Consider the following 16898-nt stretch of genomic DNA (forward strand, 5'->3'; position numbering starts at 1 on the left):
CCGGACGGGCAGATTGCCCGCAAAGCCCTGGAAAGCAGGGCGAAGTCATTGATTTAAATAAATTTATCCTTGGGGGTTGACGACCTTTCAATCCATCCATAGAATGCGCGCCACTTACAGCGTAAAGCACACAGCGAAACGCGGTAGGGAGTGAATGTTGTACGTGTGTCCCCTTCGTCTAGTGGCCTAGGACACCGCCCTTTCACGGCGGTAACAGGGGTTCGAGTCCCCTAGGGGACGCCATATGCGGGAATAGCTCAGTTGGTAGAGCACGACCTTGCCAAGGTCGGGGTCGCGAGTTCGAGTCTCGTTTCCCGCTCCAATTTACAAGCAGTGTGGCTTTCGGGCGGCACTGAGTGAAACCAGGACCAAGTCTTCGGATGAGGCCTCTGGGCACTGAAATACACACCATGTGTTTCAGTAGCGTGTCCCCTTCGTCTAGTGGCCTAGGACACCGCCCTTTCACGGCGGTAACAGGGGTTCGAGTCCCCTAGGGGACGCCATTTGCGGGAATAGCTCAGTTGGTAGAGCACGACCTTGCCAAGGTCGGGGTCGCGAGTTCGAGTCTCGTTTCCCGCTCCATATTTAACGAAAACGCCGATCAGTGATGATCGGCGTTTTTGTGTGTGCTGAATTTTATCCTCGCACACCTACTTCGCTTCACCCAAGGGTTGGGTGAGCATCAAGAATTGATCCCGCCCGACGCTGACCACTGCATCGTGGCATCGCAGTGCTGAACCCTGCCTGCAATGCGCTCACTGGCAGGGCTCTTTAACAACAACGCCGATCAGCGATGATCGGCGTTGTTGTGATGACGGCGACAGCAGGTGCTATGCCAGTCAGAGCTTCGGCAATTGCCCGACACGTCCCATCATTTCAGTGACAATCTGCAAGTCCAGCAGGAACTGGTCGACTGTCTTGAATTCACCGTCAGTATGCCCGGTGTATTTGACCTCCGGCCGCGCCAGACCGAATTGCACGCCATTGGGCAGTTCATGCACGGAGGTGGCGCCGGCCGACGTGCCGAACGTGTGTTCCATGCCCAGGTTTTCGCTGGCCACGGCCAACAAGGCCTTCACCCATTCCCCTTCAGGGTTGCGGTACATTGGCTCGGCGACCGAGTAGGTAAAGCTCACGGCTACGTTGGTTTGCTTGTCCCAGGCGCTGAGTTTGTCGGCAATTTCTGCCTTGAGCACTGCCGGGGATTTGCCCTTTGGTACGCGCAGGTTCACCGCCAGCTTGAAGGCTTTGTCATCCAGACCGACAAAGGTCAGCGAGGTGGTCAGCGGCCCCATGAACGCATCGGAGAAGCCAACGCCCAGTTTGCCACCCAGGTAATCCAGGCCCCAGTTGTCAGCGGCGTAACGTGCGGCGTCGGTGATGTGGTTGTGCTTGAGAGCGATTTTGCCGTCGATGCTGTGGATCAGTTCCAACATGCGCGCGACCGGGTTGACGCCCGATTGCGGTTCAGACGAGTGAGCGGACACGCCGGTGACCGTCAGTTTGACCTGCTTGCCATCGACCTTGGCGTTGACCTCAAAGTCGCCGCCATTGCGCTTGGCGTATTCCGAGCCGGCTTTTTGCAGGCTGGCGGCAAGTTCTGCGGGCGTGTCGCTGACCAGGGTGGCCACCGACACCGAAGGAATCTGGTTGGTGGCCATGCCGCCGGTCATCGCGATGATTTCCGCGCCGTGGCCTTCACCTTTGCGCACCGGGAACGTCGCCATGACCGTACCGTAGCCTTTCTCGGCAATCACCACCGGGTAGCCGCCGTCCAGCGCCAGGTTGTATTGCGGCGTCGGGTTATGTTCGAAGTAGTAAGGAATCGCGTCGCCGGAGGTTTCCTCGGTGGTGTCCACCAGCAGCTTGAAGTTGCGCGCCAGCGGCAGCTTCTCTTCCTTGATGACCTTCATGGCATACATGGCCACTACGATGCCGTTTTTGTCATCCTCAGTGCCACGGCCATACATGCGATCGCCGATCAGCGTGACCTTGAACGGGTCGAGTTTGGTGCCGTCCTTGAGCACCCAGTTTTCCGGCGTGACCGGTACCACATCAGCATGGGCGTGAATGCCGACCACTTCATCGCCGCTGCCTTCCAGGGAGATTTCGTACACGCGGTTATCGATGTTACGGAAATTCAGGTTGAAGGCCTTGGCCAGGCTCTGAATCTTGTCGGCGATCTTGAGGAATTCCGGGTTCTTGTACTGCGGCAGGCCGTCGACATTAAAGGTCGGGATTTCCACCAGCTCGCGCAGGGTTTCGAGGGCGGCTTTGCCGTACTTCACGCGCGTATAAATACCCAGCAGGCGGTTGATTTCATTTTGCTGGTCGGCGGTCAGGGTTTTATTGGCCAGGAAGGCATTGATGGCTGGCCCGACGTCATCGGTTTTCGCCAGGTCGCCCTTGGCCAGGGTGCCGAGGAAACCACGAAAATCGCTGACAGATGTTTCGTTGAAGTGCTTGATGATCGCCGCGCTTTGTTCGGCGCTGATGTTGGCGGAAGCCGGTGTGGCGACGGCCGAAAGGCTGGCGGCGAACAGCGTGGCGGCAACCAGTTTTTTAAGGGGAAAGTGCATTGCTGGAGGCATTCCTTTGCAGGTAGTAAGTAAGGTGTTTCTGATCAAACTGTCAGAAACATTTCCACACACTACCATCACCAAGCACGGGAGAGGGAGACCTTGGCGTGGGAAATGTCGTACTTAAATGCCAACTATATACAGATCCAAATGTGCGCGCGGGCGTGCTCGCGAAGGCGGTGTGTCAGTCGAAGCCGGCGTTGACGGGTGCATCGCTATCACGGGCAAGCCCGCGCCCCCAGGGGGGCGGGGGTTGAAGCACGTTTCACATCAGGGTTTGCCAGGATGAGGCTCGGGATACTGCGCCGCTACGTCCAAAGGCTTGGCATAGGGCCCGTCCCACAACTGTTCATGCAGCTCTGCGACACGCTTGGCCATCGCCGGGTCGTGCATCACCACTTCCAGGTTGCGCGAGTTATCCAGATACCCGCCCAGCCAGTTGCTGGTGCCGACCCAGGCGACTTGCCCGTCGATCGCCATCGTCTTGCTGTGGATCACCCGCGCATAAGGAATAAACCCTTGCCTGGCCTCGGGCAGGGTGACGATTTTGATCTCTACGTTGGGCAGCACGGCCAGGCTTTTGAGGTAGGGCAGCTCCAACGTGTCGGTGTTCCAGTTGGACACCATCAGCTTGATCGACACCCCACGCGCTGCCGCAGCACGCACGGCGTTGTCGATCACCGCGTAGTACGGACGGGTCCTGTCCGGTCCGTAGGACAGTGGCGCGTAGTCGAGCAATTGCACACGCACTTCGTGCTTGGCTTCGCTGAGCAGGCGCGGCAGTTCCAGCTGTGAGTCGCCCACGCCCGGCGGGTTGTAGCGTTGCGGGCTGGCCACCAGGTAGTTGCCGGTGCGCGCCGGTGCCTGGCTTGCGGCAGGCAGTGGCACCGGTTGTTTATCCGCAAGGGCGGCCTGGGCTTGCCAGTCCTGGTTGAAGATCGCCTGAACCTGGCTGACCACGCTGGCATCGCTGATGCGCAGCCCGGTCTCGTGGATATGTTCCAGCGAACGCCAATCGAAATTCTGGCTGCCGACAAACGCCTGCTTGCCATCCACCACCATGTATTTGGCGTGGATGATCCCACCGCTCAGTTGCGCGTACGACAGCACGCGGAAGGTCAGGTTGGGGATCGCCCGCAAGCGTTCCAGGGTGGAGGCTTCCGACAGCCGAATGCCTTTTTCTTCGAGCAAGAAGCGAATTTTCACCCCGCGTTTGCCGGCAGCTTCCAGGTGTTCGATGACCTTGTCCATCACTGAGCCGGGATGGTCGGCCGCGTAGAACTGGGCGATATCAAGGGTGCTTTTCGCACCGTCAAACAACTCGATCCACACCGGGCCAGGCTGGCGCAAATCGGCGGTGCCCAACGCGGTGTCCACCGGTACGGTGTGCACCAGTTCAAACCCTGGAATCGAAAAGTCCGCTTGGGCAAGCGGACTGAGGAATAGGCCGGCGAGGCCTGCGATACGCAACTTCATCGATAGGGACATAGGTGTCTCGACAGGCAAAAAGAAGGGCGGGCGCCTGCTGCGCCCGCCCAGCAGGTCATGCAGTGCGGGTGTGCAACGGGGTCGGCACCAGGTGCGGCACTTCACCCTGTACACGGGCCCCGGTGGCGGCGCGGATCAGCAGGATTTTCAGCTGATCGTTGATGCGCTCCAGGCTGTCCTGGAAGAAGTTGTGGAACACCACGCAGAACAGTGCGATGGCGATACCCAAACCCGTGGCGAACAAGGCCGTGCCGATGCCACCGGAAATCTGGCCTGGGTCGGACACGCCGGCACTGGCCAGCGCCTTGAAGGTGTCGATGATGCCAAGGATGGTGCCCAACAGGCCCAGCAACGGCGCGGCGGTGGTGATGGTTTCGATGATCCACAGGCTGCGCGACAGCGGTGCGCGGGTCTTCAGGTACTGGGTTTCGATTTCGTCATCCAGGTCTTTGCGCGAACCATGGGACGCCTTCTGTGCCAGGATCGGCAGCACCATGTTCAGCGGCAGGCTGTCACGGCGGGTCAGCGCTTGCGGCAGGTCGCGCTCGCTGTGCACGTTGGCGCCCAGCACGTCGGTCAAGGCCCGCGCCTGGCGGCGTACGTAGGCGAAGTAAATGCCACGTTCGATGGTGATAAAGATCGCAATCGCCATCGCGGCATACATCACATAAAAGGTGATTTGGTGAAGCAGGTCCATGTCCATGAGTGTTTTCCTCTCAGGTGGTTAATCAGAAATTCGCTTCCAGCGAAACCGTGACGGTACGGTCCAGGCCAACGATGTACGCCGGGTCGCCATCGCGGAAACCGCTGTAGCTCGCCGAGTTGGTCTTGGTGGTGTACACGCCGTCCAGGTACTTCTTGTCGAACAGGTTGTCGACGTTCAGGCGCAGGGTTGCGTCCTTGACCACTTTCTTGTCGACCGGCAGGTAGATACCGGCGCCGAGGTTGAAAACGGTGCGCGCGGAGATGGCTTCGTCATTGGTCAGGTCGCCATAGAGCTTGCTGGTGAACTTGCCACCGAACGTGCCGTAGAAGCGCCCATCGTCATAGCCGAGGTTGGCCGCCAGCATGTTGGTCGGCACGTTGGCGAATTGCTTGCCGCTGGTGGGCAGCACGATCGGTTTGCCGGCGCTGAAGACGGTCAAGTCATCCTGCTGCTTGGAGCTGGTGTAGGTGTAGGAGGTGTAGTAGTTGAAATGGTTGGGCAGTTTGCCGCTCCACTCCAGTTCCAGGCCTTTGTTGATCACGGTGCCGGCGTTGATGTCAGCGGAATCCCCGTTGCTGTCCAGGGAGGTGAGCTGGCGATTTTTGAACTGCATGTAGAACAAGGTGGCGGCGAGGGTCGTGTCTTCGCCGGTGTAGCGCCAGCCCAGTTCCTGGTTCCAGCTCAGTTCCGGCTTGGAGTCCAGGGAGCCCACGCCTTTGTCGTACAGTACGTAGTTCTGCGGAATACGCATATTGCGCGACAGGCTGTAGAACAACTGGTCACGCTCGTCGAGCTGGTATTTCAGGCCGGCGTTGGGCAGCAATTTGTTGTAGGTCTGGTTGGCTTTGCCCGGTTGTTCGGTGAGGCTGCCGTGGTTGGTGCCTTCACGTTCGACGTTCATGTAGGCGATGCCGGCGATCAGCGTCCAGTCCGAGTTGATGTACCAGGTGTCCTGGGTCCAGACTTTTTGCGCAGGCGTCACGGTGTAGCGGTCGCGACCCTGTACGGTGTTGCCGTTCGCATCGACCACGGAACTGCCGTCCGGCCAGGTGTCGCTTGGTTTGCCGCTGTTTTTGAGGGCAATGAACGGTTGGGTCTGGCTTTGGCGCGCGCGCTCGTACCAGTAGCCGAATTGCAGGCTGTGGTCGCCCAGGTCCCAGTTCAGTTTGGTGGTGATGCCCGGGCGCCAGGTCTGGGTGCGCGAAGGGCGGTAGTAGACGCCCGTGGTGGCGGAGCCGTCGGCGTTATATTGGGCCGCCGTCGGCAGGTTGCCGAGGTCGAAAACCCCACCCTTGTTCGAGCCGCTGTTCAGCGCATACGCGGAGGAGCCTACGCCGCTGCCGTTACCGTAGTAGTAATACGGGATCACCGAGAGGGACAGGTTGTCGCGCAGCTTGTACTGGGTGTTGAGCACGGCGGTAAAGGTTTGGAACGGGTTCTGCGCCAGGTCGTAGTAGCTGCTGATCTTGCCGTTGGAGCCCACTGCCGGCGTTGCCGGGTACGGGTCGTATTTGCGGCCGAATTGCTGGAACTGCGCCTTGGTCAGTTGGCTGTAACTGTTGTTATCTTGCTCGTGGTACTTGAGGATCAGGTTGGCCGTATTGCCGTTGCCGGCGTCGAAGAAGCTGTTCCACTCCACCTTGTCGGCGCGCACCGCACCCGAGCCGCGCCACATCTGGCCTTCGGTATGGGAGGCCGACAGCCAGTTGCTCAAGCCGTTGACTTCACCGGTGTTAAGTCGGGCAAATGTCTTGCGGGTGGCGTTGCTGCCCACCACCTGTTTAACGAAGGCTCCGGTTTCCTTGGTTGGACGAGTCGTCACAATGCCGATGTTGCCGCCGCTGGAACCGATGTGCGGGCCGTCGGCTTCCGATGAGCCCTGGGTGACAAAAATCTGATCGATGTTTTCCGGGTCGCCCAGCAGGTTGGAATACAGCGCGTAGTTGCCGGAGTCGTTGATCGGCATGCCATCGACCGACATACCCACCTGGTCGGAGTTCATCCCGCGCATGGTGAAGCGAAAGCCCGAAAGGCCGGTGTTGTCCTCGCTGGAGATGTTCAGCCCCGGCGTGTACTTGAGCTTGTCGATGGCGTTGCCGGTGGCGGCCTGCTTATCCAACGCTTCCTTGGTAATGGTCGAGCGGCCTTTGGCACTCTCTTCCTGGACCATGTAACCGCCCCCAGCGGTTGCCTTGCCCTGTACGCCAATCGTGCCGACGTCACTGTCGCTGGTCTCTGCCATGACCACTCCGTGGGTCATGCTCGTAGCGGCAACGAGTGCCAGATGAATGCGGGTGAACCTCATCACTGTCGTCCTGGTGTCGGGTGCTTATTGCACGCTGTAGTTGAAGGTGGCGGTGAAGCGTTGCTCGTTACGTCCACCGAAGGCTTGTTCGGGGAACGGCTTGACCTGCTTGATGCGGCGCAGGCTATTGGTAGCGGCCCGATTGAGCAGCATGCTGGGCGCCGGGGTCTGAATCCCGGCGTCGAGGACGCGGCCTTGTCGATCCACCATCAACCAGACCACCACCTCGCCACTGGGGCGTTCGAGGGACGCCTGGCGCCCGGTGGGGTATTGCTTGTAAGTGTCCAGCTCGTTGCGCAGCCCCTTGAGGTAGCCGCCTTCCAACGCCTGGCCATCCACTTTGGGCGGTGCCGGCGGGGCGGGCGGGGCAGGCGTTGGTGCCACAGCAGCCGGTACCGGTTTTGCCGCGACCGCAGGTGCCGGCGTCGGCGTGGGTGTCGGCTTGGCAGCAACGACGGGCTTGGGCTTGGGGACCGGCTTGGGCTTGGGTTCAGGTTTTGGCAATGGCTTGGGCGGCGGCGGTGGTGGGGCCGGTTCGGCCTCTTCATCCTCGATGACCGGCGGTGGCGGCTCATGCTCCACCACCGGTTCGGGAACCACCTCGGGCTCGGGCTCGACCAAGGCCAGTTCAACCGCCGACTCGTCGTACTGCGGCTGGATTTTCAAGGGTTGGGACTGGATACCCAGTGCAATCAGCACCAGGGCGATCAGGGCCGGGACACTGCCCAGCAGCCGACGCGTACGAAACAGTGCATACATGATCAGGACTTACGGGTGGCGATGGACACGGAGGTAAAGCCACCCAGGCGCAGGGTGTCCATGACTTCCACCAGGCGCGAAACCTCCACACCTTTGTCGCTGTTGACGATGATTGTCGATTTGGTGTCAGGCTTTTCTGCGGCCTTCAGTGCTGGCACCAGCGCGTCAACCGCGAGGTCCTTGCCGTCGAGCTGCAACTGGCCTCCCAGGCCCAGGGTCAGGATGAATTTGTTCTGTGGCTTGAGTTGTTGTGAGCTGCTCGCGCTGGGCAATTGAGTCTTCATGCCGAGTGCTGGAATCACGTTCAGGCTTACCAGTACGAAAAACACCAGGAGGAACATCATCACGTCGATCATTGGGATCAACTCAATGTGCGCCTTGCGTTTTTTGGGCTCATCCCAGGTTCTCATTCTGTTACCCCGTAATTGAATTAGGGGCGACACGCTAACAGTCAAAAATGACCGAATGGTTAACTTTAATTTACGTTTTAAAGGCTCTAGGACGCGTCTTACAGGCGTTTCAGTTTGCGGTTTTATGACGTAATGAAACTGACACGTAGGGCGTACATTCTTGAGGAATTTATCTCGAGAGCCCGCGCGTATGTCGACTGCATTGCCTCATCTATCCACCGCGCGGCTACTCTTGCGGGCGCTGGAAATGGACCAGGCCGAAACACTGTTCCACCTCGCCAACGGGCCGAAAATCGCCGACAACACGGCGAATATTCCGTCGCCCTACACCCTGGAAACGGCGCAGGGGTTTATTGCCGGAAACGCCGAAAAATACCGCGCGGGGGAGTTGTTGAACTTGGGTATGCACCTGCCTGAAACTGCTGCGTTGATCGGCATCGTCAGCCTGCGGCTTAACCTGCGTCATCACTATGGCCATCTCGGTGGCTGGGTCGCGGCGCACTGTCGCAACCAGGGTTACGCGGCTGAAGCGGCGAGCGCAGTGATGGCTTTCGGCTTTACCGAACTGGGGTTGCAGCGGGTGGGCAGCCAGTGTTTTGGGCGCAATAAGGAATCGGCGCGGGTCATGGAGAAAATCGGCCTGCGTTACGAGGGCTGTATGCGCCAAGCGTTTCTGAAAAATGGGGTGTATGAGGACTTGCTCGGCTTCGCCACCGTGCGTGACGACTGGGAGCGCCGCCTGTGAGTGGCGCAGTGGACCATGATCGGCGGCGGGTCCTCAGTGGTCTTGCAGTCGCCACCGCGTTTTCGATTCTCAGCCCCTTTGCGCGCAGTGCCGGGGTTGATTATCCGTTTACCCTCGGCGTCGCATCCGGTGACCCGCTGCCCGATGGCTTTGTGATCTGGACTCGCCTGGCGCCGTTGTTTAACGCCGCGGACGGGCGGGGCGGCTTGAACCGCGCCGTGCCAGTGCGCTGGCGGGTGGCCAGCGATGCGGCGATGCAGCGCATCGTCAAACAGGGTGAGGTCATGGCAACCGAACGTTTCGCCCATTCGGTGCATGTCGAGGTGGCGGGGCTGGAGGCGGGCCGGCCGTATTGGTACCAGTTTGACGGCCTTGGCGCACAGAGCGCGGTGGGCCTGGCACGCACGACGCCGCCGCCGCAGGCCATGGCGTCGGCACGGCTGGGGTTTGTCTCCTGCTCGCATTGGGAGCGGGGTTACTTCAGTGCCTATCGTCACCTGGCGGCGGAGCAACCCGACCTGGTGTTCTTCCTTGGCGACTACATCTACGACAGTTCCTATGCCGCGGAATCGGGCAAGATCATTCGCCCCCATGGCAGCGGCAATGCCGTGAGCTTGCGCGACTACCGCAACCGTTATGCGCTGTACAAAACCGACCCGGACTTGCAAGCCCTGCATGCCGCAGCGCCGAGCATGGTGACCTGGGATGACCACGAGGTGCAGAACGACTACGCCAACCGTTGGTCCCAGGACCCGAAGATTCCGGTAGGCCAATTTCTCCAACAACGCGCCGCCGCGTACCAGGCCTTTTACGAACACATGCCGCTGCGCGCCAGCAGCATGCCCAAAGGTCCGGACATGCGCGTTTACCGACGCCTGGACTACGGCCGGCTGGCGCGTTTCCATGTGTTGGATGGCCGACAGTACCGCTCCGAACAACCCTGTATCCAGGCCAATGGCAGTCACCAAGGGCATATTGCTGCCAACACCTGCGCCGACCTGCGCGACCCCCGTCGCACGATGCTCGGCTGGCAGCAGGAAGCCTGGCTTGACCAGGGGTTTGCGCAGTCGAAGGCGCAGTGGAATGTGATCGCTCAGGACTTGCTGGTCGCGCCACTGACCCAGCGCGATTTGACCCGCCACAAGGTGGGCCGCTGGACAGACGGCTGGGACGGCTACATGGCGAACCGCTCACGCATGTTGGCGTCCATCGAGCGTCATCAGGTGAAGAACCCGGTGTTCTGGGGCGGTGATATCCATTCGTTCTGGACTAACGACCTGCATGCCGACGCCAACAACCCGGGCTCGCGCATTGTCGCCACCGAGTTCGTCGGCAGCTCAGTGACCTCCGATGGCCCGCCCTTTGAGGCGTTCAGCCAGATCCTGCCGCTCAACCCGCATGTGAAGTTTTTCGACAGTCGCCAGCGCGGCTATGTGTCGGTGGAGCTTGCAGCTGCGAGGATGCTCACCCACTTCCGGGTGATTACCGACCCGCGTGATCCACAGGCCACCGTGTCGACGCTCAAGTCGTTTGCGGTGGAACCGGGGCGGCCGGGGGCGATGGCTCTCTAGCGGATATTTCAACGTGTAGAACCGGAAGCGTCTGACTTGCCGGGTGCTAGGGGCGTATTGATAAATGCTCGCCTCTCAAGACTCTGCAAGGAAGTCCGGCTTTTATGTCAGCCTATCGTCGTGCGTATTTTCAGGAAGTGAGCAGCACTGGCAGGTTGGTGCTGCCGTTGTTGGTGGGGCATGTTTCGGTGGGGCTGATTGCCGTGGTCGACAACGTGATTGCCGGCCATCACGGCACCGTCACCCTCGCAGCCGTGACGTTGGGGACAGCGCTGATGTGGTTGCCGATGCTGATTCCGATCGGCACGCTGATCGCGTTGACGGCCCAGGTGGCAACGTTGTCCGGTGCGGGGCGCGAGTCTGAAATAGGCGCCGTGTTTCGCCAGGCAGTGTGGCTTGCCGTGGGAATGGGCGGGTTGATGTTCCTGTTCCTCAGCCTGGTGCCGCTTGGGCTTGAAGCCGCCGGTATCGCCGCTGAAGTCATTCCGCAGACGCAAGCGTTCCTGGCCGCCGTGCGCTGGGGTAGCCCGGCGCTGACGGTGTTTTTTTGCATGCGCTATTTGAGCGAAGGCATGCGCTGGATGCGCCCGACCATGGTGTTCGGTTTTGGCGGGTTGTGCGTGCTGGCACCCTTGGGGTACGGGTTGACCCATGGTCAGTGGGGGCTTCCGGAGCTGGGCGCGCAGGGGTTGGGAATTGCCTCGGCCACCCTGATGTGGCTGCAAGCGATCCTCTTCGCGCTCTACTTGTGGCGCACCCCACGGTTTGCGCATCTGCGCCTGTTTCAGCGTTTTGACTGGCCAGACCTTGCGCAGCTTCAACGCTTGCTGGGTATTGGGATGCCGATAGGTGTCGCGATTCTGATGCAAGGCGGTTTATTCATTGCCAGCTCATTGTTGATCGGCCAATTGGGTGCCATACCGCTTGCTGCGCACCAGATTGCAGTCAATGTGGCGCAGGTCTGTTTCATGGTGCCGGTGGCGGTGGCCGAAGCGACCACGGTGCGGGTAGGGCACGCGCTTGGGCGGGGTGACTGCACGGGTATCCGCCGCGCGACGATGGCAGGTTACGGCATTGTCTGCGTCACTCAGTTGTTCTCGGCAGCGGTATTGTTGTTTGCCCATGCCGAGATCGCGCAGTTGTACACCCGTGATGCTGCGGTCATCGCATTGGCTTCGAGCCTGTTGCTGTATGCCGCGCTGTTGCAATTGCCGGATGGCTTGCAAATGCTCGCGTCCGGGGCGTTGCGAGGGCTGCAGGATACCCGTGTCCCGATGATGATCGCGGTGTTTTCCTACTGGGGAATCGGCATGCCCCTGGGGGCCTGGCTGGGGTTGGGGCTTGGTTGGGGGCCGCAAGGGATGTGGGTGGGCCTGATCACCGCGCTGGGTATCGCGATGGTGTTGATGGGTTGGCGCTTTCATAACAGCCCTCGTCTCCTGACGAAGGCTGTTTCCCCTTCTCAGTCGAGACTGTAACGCACCGACAGCGCGCCTTTTTTCTCCGACAGGGCGAGGATCGTCACCTGGCCCAGCTCGCTCAATGTTTGCACATGGGTGCCGCCACAGGCGTAGGCCGGCAGGTCGCCGAAGCCGACTTCGCGGGTGCCGTCGTCCAAGGCGGTATAGCGCGGGTAGTCGGCGGCGATCCATTGGTTGATTTGCGCTTGCAGCGTCTCGGCGTCTATGGTCTGCGCCGCTTGCCCGCGAATAAAGGTGATTTTGCATTCGCCCGGCCAGTGATGAGCCTTGATCGGCATCCAGCCCAGGCGTTCGCCGGCATTGCCAATCAGATGCCCGGCGGAGTGCAGACGCGTGTACAGGGCGCGGCGTTGTGCATCGACCCGTGCGGTGATCGGGCCGGGCTGCGCCGGTTGGTCGACGTAGTGCACCACGCGGTCGACTTCTTGGGTAACGCGCACGACCTGGCTGTCACCGAGCCAGCCGGTGTCGAACGGTTGCCCGCCGCCCTGCGGGTGGAAAATCGTCGACTGCAGGACGACGGCAAACTGGTCTTCGTGGGGTGTACAACTGAGCACTTCCAGCTCGGCCGTCAGGTGGTCGTGGGTAAAAAACAGGCGCTCGGTCATTATTTACATCCGCATCAGGGTTCTACGGGCAGTATAAATAGTGCGCAAGTGGGTGATAATCCGTTCAATTATCAATGGACCTGTGCGTCATGAGCATCAATCTACCTTTGCCGCTGCTGGGTGAAATGGCGATTTTCGTCAAAGTGGTGGAAACCGGCAGTTTTTCCGAAGCTGCGCGACAACTGAGCGTTTCCCCCTCGGCGGTAAGCCGCAGTATCTCGCGCCTGGAGCACGCCCTTGCCACACGGTTGCTGCAACGCACCACGCGCAAGTTACGCTTGAGCGAGGGGGGTGAAGAGGTGTTCAAGCGCTGCCAGGAGATGGTCAACGCGGCGCGTTCGGTGATGGAAGTCAGCGGCCAGTTCACCCATGAAGCCGAGGGCCTGGTGCGGGTCAGCGTGCCCAAGGCCGTCGGGCGGTTCGTGGTGCACCCGCATATGCCGGAGTTCTTGCGGCGCTATCCCAAGGTCGATGTGCAACTGATCCTTGAGGATCGGCATGTGGACCTGATCGACGACAATGTCGACCTGAGCATCCGCATCACCGATAGCCCTCCGCCCGGATTGGTCGGCCGCCAGTTATTGCCCATTGAACACTTGCTGTGTGCGACGCCGCAGTACCTGGCCGAGCATGGCACGCCAGGCCATCCCCATGACTTGCTGGAGCATAGTTGCATCTACCTCGGCGAAACCCCGGGCGATGCTCGCTGGAAATTCCGCCAGGCGGGCAAGGCGGTGACGGTCGGCGTGCGTGGGCGGTATGCGGCGAACCACACCGGGGTGCGGCTGGATGCGGTGTTGCAGCATGTGGGGATTGGCAGTTTGCCGTATTTCACCGCGCGCCATGCGTTGGAGGAGGGGCCTTTGGTGCAGGTATTACCGGAGTGGGATTTTATTGCGTCCTACCATGGCGAGGCGTGGTTGCTGCACTCGCCCACGCGGTATCTGCCGCCGAAGCTGCGGGTGTTCATTGATTACCTGGTGGCGTGCATGGCGCGTGAGCCGACATTGCGCCGACGTTAGTGCTGGGTGCTGGCTTGTGTGGGAGCTGGCTTGCCTGCGATGACATCGCCTCGGTTTGAATGACCGACCGAGTCGCCTGCATCGCAGGCAAGCCAGCTTCCACAGAAAAACAGCGTTTTAGCCGAGATCAGTGGGTGCTCTGGTCTTGGGGCATCGCCAGCAGCTGCTTTTCCTGGTTCCAGTCGAACGGTTCGTCGTTCTGTTCGGCTTCAAAGCGGCGCTCTTCCAGGGCCTGGTACAGGTCCAGTTCTTCGTCCGGCATGAAGTGCAGGCAGTCGCCGCCGAAGAACCACAGCAGGTCGCGTGGCACCAGGTGGGCAATTTGCGGGTAGCGCAAGATGACCTGGCTCATCAGGTCCTGGCCCAGGTATTGGCTTTCAATCGGATCGATCGGCAGCAGGGCACGCAACTCGTCGAAACGCTCCAGGAACAAGGTGTGGCTTTCCTCGGGCACCTGTTCGGCTTCGCCGACGGCAACCAGGATGCTGCGCAGGTGGTCGAGCAAGACGAGATGATCGGCAACGACGTTGGACACGAGATAAGTCCTCTAAAGCAAAAACGGGCGCGAGAGTATATGCCTCTCGCGCCCGTTTTTATATGACCGCTGGTATCAGCGGACTTTACCCTCAGCCTGGGTCAGTTCTTCCTTACTGAAATCATCCACATCAATCACCTTGCGCCGCGCCGCTTCGGCATCGCGCAAGGTTTGCGCTTCGCCCGGTTGCAGCACCCCGGCGTGCAGGGCGGCGTCGATGGCATGCTCGCCGGCAGTCGGTTTGACCTGGCCGCTTTTCAACGCGGCATGCAGTTTTTTCTGCAGCGGATGGCTGGCGCCGAGCAGGTCGTAGGCATGTTGCAGGGCACCGACCGGATCTTCCGCCGATTGCGGGCGATAGCAGCCGGCCAGCAACTCTTCAAGGGTCGGGTCGCCTTTGGCGCGACCGATCACCGCGGCCACTTTGGCGTCCAGTGCATCGGACGGCCCGGTATGACGACGCCCGAACGGGAACACGATGACCCGCAGCAGGCAGCCGAGCACCTTGTTCGGGAAGTTGCTCAGCAGTTCATCCAGCGCGCGCTCCGACTCGCCGAGGCTTTCTTCCATGGCCCAGGCGAACAGCGGTTCCAGATGGTCGGGTGAGTCGAGGTCGTGATAGCGCTTGAGCGCCGCCGACGCCAGGTACATATGGCTCAGCACATCGCCGAGGCGCGCCGACAGGCGTTCGCGACGTTTCAATTCACCGCCCAGCAGCATCATGCTCAGGTCGGCGAGCAGGGCGAACGCGGCGGCCTGACGGTTCAGTGCACGGAAGTAACCCTGGCTCAAGCGGTTGCCCGGGGCTTGCTCAAAGTGGCCAACGCCCAGGTTCAGCACCAGCGTGCTGGCGGCATTGCTCACGGCAAAACCGATATGCTGCATCAGCAGGCCGTCGAACTCCTTCAGCGCCTGGTCATGGTCTTCACGACCGGCCAGGGCCATTTCCTTGAGCACGAACGGATGGCAGCGAATCGCGCCCTGGCCAAAGATCATCAGGTTGCGCGAGAGAATATTTGCGCCTTCCACGGTGATGAAGATCGGCGCACCTTGCCAGCTGCGACCCAGGTAGTTGTTCGGGCCCATGATGATGCCCTTGCCGCCGTGTACATCCATGGCGTGGCTGATGCACTCGCGGCCGCGTTCGGTCAGGTGGTACTTGAGGATCGCCGACAGCACCGAGGGTTTCTCCCCCAGGTCCACGGCGTTGGCGGTGAGCATGCGCGCACTGTCCATCAGCCAGGCGTTGCCGCCGATGCGCGCGAGGGCTTCCTGAATACCTTCGAAGGCCGACAGCGGTACGTTGAACTGTTCACGTACCTGGGCGTATTGGCCTGTCACCAGGCTGGTGAACTTGGCAGCGCCGGTGCCGACGGCGGGCAGGGAGATCGAACGGCCTACCGACAGGCAATTCATCAGCATCATCCAGCCCTTGCCGAGCATCTCCTGGCCACCGATGAGGAATTCCAGGGGGATGAACACGTCTTTGCCGGAGTTGGGGCCGTTCATGAACGCGGCGCCCAGGGGCAGGTGACGCCGGCCGATTTCGACGCCGGGGGTGTCGGTCGGGATCAGTGCAAGGCTGATACCCAGGTCTTCCTGGTCGCCCAGCAGGTGATCCGGGTCATGGGCCTTGAAGGCCAGGCCGAGCAACGTCGCCACCGGGCCGAGGGTGATGTAGCGTTTTTCCCAGTTCAGGCGCAGGCCGAGGGTTTCCTTGCCTTCCCACTCACCTTTGCAGATTACGCCGGTGTCGGGCATGGCACCGGCGTCGGAGCCGGCCAGTGGGCCCGTCAGCGCAAAGCACGGGATATCATCGCCACGGGCCAGGCGGGGCAGGTAGTGGTTGCGTTGCTCATCGGTGCCGTAATGCAGCAGCAGTTCGGCCGGGCCGAGGGAGTTGGGCACCATGACGGTGGAGGCCAGGTCGCCGCTGCGCGTGGCGAGCTTCATCGCAACCTGGGAGTGGGCGTAGGCCGAGAAGCCTTTGCCGCCGTATTCCTTGGGAATGATCAGCGCGAAGAAGCCATGGGTCTTGATGTGTTCCCAGGCAGCGGGCGGCAGGTCCATGGCCTGGCCGATTTCCCAATCGCTGACCATCGCGCAGAGTTCTTCGGTGGGGCCATCGATGAATGCCTGCTCTTCTTCAGTCAATTGCGCCTTGGGGTAGGCCAGCAACTTGTCCCAGTCGGGGCGGCCACTGAACAGTTCGCCGTCCCACCACACGGTGCCGGCATCGATCGCGTCGCGCTCGGTTTCGGACATCGGCGGCAGCACTTTCTGAAACCAACTGAACAGCGGCTTGGTGAAGTATTGCCGGCGCAGGTCCGGCAGCAGCAAGGGCAAGGCAACGACGGCGATCATCACCCAGAAGATCAGCAGCAGCCAACCCGGTGCATGGCTCCAGGCGCCCATCGCCAGCAGGTAAACGGCGACCACGCCCAGGGCGGGCAGGGGCGCGGTGCGGCGGTGTGCCAGGTAGGCAATGCCGACCACCAGAACCAGTATCCACAACAACAGCATATTCAATCCTCCGTGAAACCAGGGGCGAAACCACCATGGAGCTTAGTCGGCATCCGAAAAAGCGCGGTGATCAGGGTGTAACGAGTTGTACTGGGCGCACCATCACCAGGCGCCGACATTTGGCCGATTCGTCGTTATCTCCCTGGCAGACCTGTCGTTACACTCC

13 protein-coding genes and 4 tRNA genes are annotated in these 16898 nt (G+C 60.8%); 8 read left to right on the top strand and 9 right to left on the bottom strand.

What is annotated here, in order from left to right:
- Positions 1-167: 167 nt before the first annotated feature.
- From CPH89_RS20435 to CPH89_RS20450, 4 genes are all read left to right on the top strand, one after another.
- Positions 168-243 (top strand) — tRNA-Glu (locus CPH89_RS20435).
- 3 nt (positions 244-246) lie between these two features.
- A tRNA-Gly gene (locus CPH89_RS20440) sits at positions 247-322 on the top strand.
- Between the two features lie 105 nt (positions 323-427).
- Positions 428-503 (top strand) — tRNA-Glu (locus CPH89_RS20445).
- Positions 504-506: 3 nt separating this feature from the next.
- Positions 507-582: transfer RNA gene (locus CPH89_RS20450), tRNA-Gly, on the top strand.
- A 257-nt stretch (positions 583-839) separates the two neighbouring features.
- Here the strand turns inward: CPH89_RS20450 and CPH89_RS20455 are convergent.
- The 6 genes from CPH89_RS20455 to CPH89_RS20480 all read right to left on the bottom strand — a co-directional run bounded on the left by CPH89_RS20455 (position 840) and on the right by CPH89_RS20480 (position 8247).
- Entirely contained in the window at positions 840-2579 is a 1740-nt protein-coding gene (locus CPH89_RS20455) for a dipeptidase (protein ID WP_053255265.1), read from the bottom strand.
- A 270-nt stretch (positions 2580-2849) separates the two neighbouring features.
- Positions 2850-4067: a phospholipase D-like domain-containing protein gene (locus CPH89_RS20460; protein ID WP_053255266.1), complete on the bottom strand. Its 1218-nt coding sequence runs from the start codon at positions 4065-4067 to the stop codon at positions 2850-2852.
- Positions 4068-4122: 55 nt separating this feature from the next.
- Positions 4123-4770 carry a MotA/TolQ/ExbB proton channel family protein gene (locus CPH89_RS20465; RefSeq protein ID WP_053255267.1) on the bottom strand — a complete coding sequence of 216 codons (648 nt, stop codon included), beginning with the start codon at positions 4768-4770 and terminating at the stop codon, positions 4123-4125.
- Between the two features lie 25 nt (positions 4771-4795).
- Positions 4796-7078, bottom strand: coding sequence for a TonB-dependent receptor (locus tag CPH89_RS20470; protein ID WP_053255268.1), 2283 nt, complete (start codon positions 7076-7078; stop codon positions 4796-4798).
- Positions 7079-7102: 24 nt separating this feature from the next.
- Entirely contained in the window at positions 7103-7837 is a 735-nt protein-coding gene (locus CPH89_RS20475) for an energy transducer TonB family protein (protein ID WP_053255269.1), read from the bottom strand.
- A gap of 2 nt (positions 7838-7839) precedes the next feature.
- A complete protein-coding gene (locus CPH89_RS20480; protein WP_053255270.1) occupies positions 7840-8247 on the bottom strand; it encodes an ExbD/TolR family protein in 408 nt (135 codons plus the stop codon).
- Between the two features lie 190 nt (positions 8248-8437).
- On the opposite strand from CPH89_RS20480, the gene CPH89_RS20485 reads away from it, so the two are divergent.
- The 3 genes from CPH89_RS20485 to CPH89_RS20495 all read left to right on the top strand — a co-directional run bounded on the left by CPH89_RS20485 (position 8438) and on the right by CPH89_RS20495 (position 12041).
- Positions 8438-8992, top strand: coding sequence for a GNAT family N-acetyltransferase (locus tag CPH89_RS20485; protein WP_053255271.1), 555 nt, complete (start codon positions 8438-8440; stop codon positions 8990-8992).
- Positions 8989-10563: an alkaline phosphatase D family protein gene (locus tag CPH89_RS20490; protein ID WP_053255272.1), complete on the top strand. Its 1575-nt coding sequence runs from the start codon at positions 8989-8991 to the stop codon at positions 10561-10563. The genes CPH89_RS20485 and CPH89_RS20490 overlap by 4 nt, the downstream gene beginning before the upstream one ends.
- Before the next feature lie 104 nt (positions 10564-10667).
- Positions 10668-12041: an MATE family efflux transporter gene (locus tag CPH89_RS20495; RefSeq protein ID WP_053255273.1), complete on the top strand. Its 1374-nt coding sequence runs from the start codon at positions 10668-10670 to the stop codon at positions 12039-12041.
- Here the strand turns inward: CPH89_RS20495 and CPH89_RS20500 are convergent.
- Complete coding sequence (locus tag CPH89_RS20500; RefSeq protein ID WP_053255274.1) at positions 12026-12652, bottom strand: serine-tRNA(Ala) deacylase AlaX; 627 nt, start codon at positions 12650-12652, stop codon at positions 12026-12028. The two genes, CPH89_RS20495 and CPH89_RS20500, sit on opposite strands and share 16 nt — an antisense overlap.
- Positions 12653-12741: 89 nt before the next feature.
- Between CPH89_RS20500 and CPH89_RS20505 the strand changes: the two genes are divergently transcribed.
- A complete protein-coding gene (locus tag CPH89_RS20505) occupies positions 12742-13674 on the top strand; it encodes a LysR family transcriptional regulator (protein WP_053255275.1) in 933 nt (310 codons plus the stop codon).
- Between the two features lie 127 nt (positions 13675-13801).
- Here CPH89_RS20505 and CPH89_RS20510 read toward each other — a convergent pair whose 3' ends face one another.
- Both CPH89_RS20510 and CPH89_RS20515 read right to left on the bottom strand, forming a co-directional pair.
- Complete coding sequence (locus CPH89_RS20510) at positions 13802-14209, bottom strand: PA2817 family protein (RefSeq protein WP_053255276.1); 408 nt, start codon at positions 14207-14209, stop codon at positions 13802-13804.
- Positions 14210-14284: 75 nt separating this feature from the next.
- Positions 14285-16732, bottom strand: a complete 2448-nt coding sequence (locus CPH89_RS20515) for an acyl-CoA dehydrogenase (protein ID WP_053255277.1) — start codon at positions 16730-16732, stop codon at positions 14285-14287.
- Between the last annotated feature and the right edge of the window lie 166 nt (positions 16733-16898).

This window comes from Pseudomonas fluorescens (assembly GCF_900215245.1).
GTDB lineage: Bacteria > Pseudomonadota > Gammaproteobacteria > Pseudomonadales > Pseudomonadaceae > Aquipseudomonas > Aquipseudomonas fluorescens.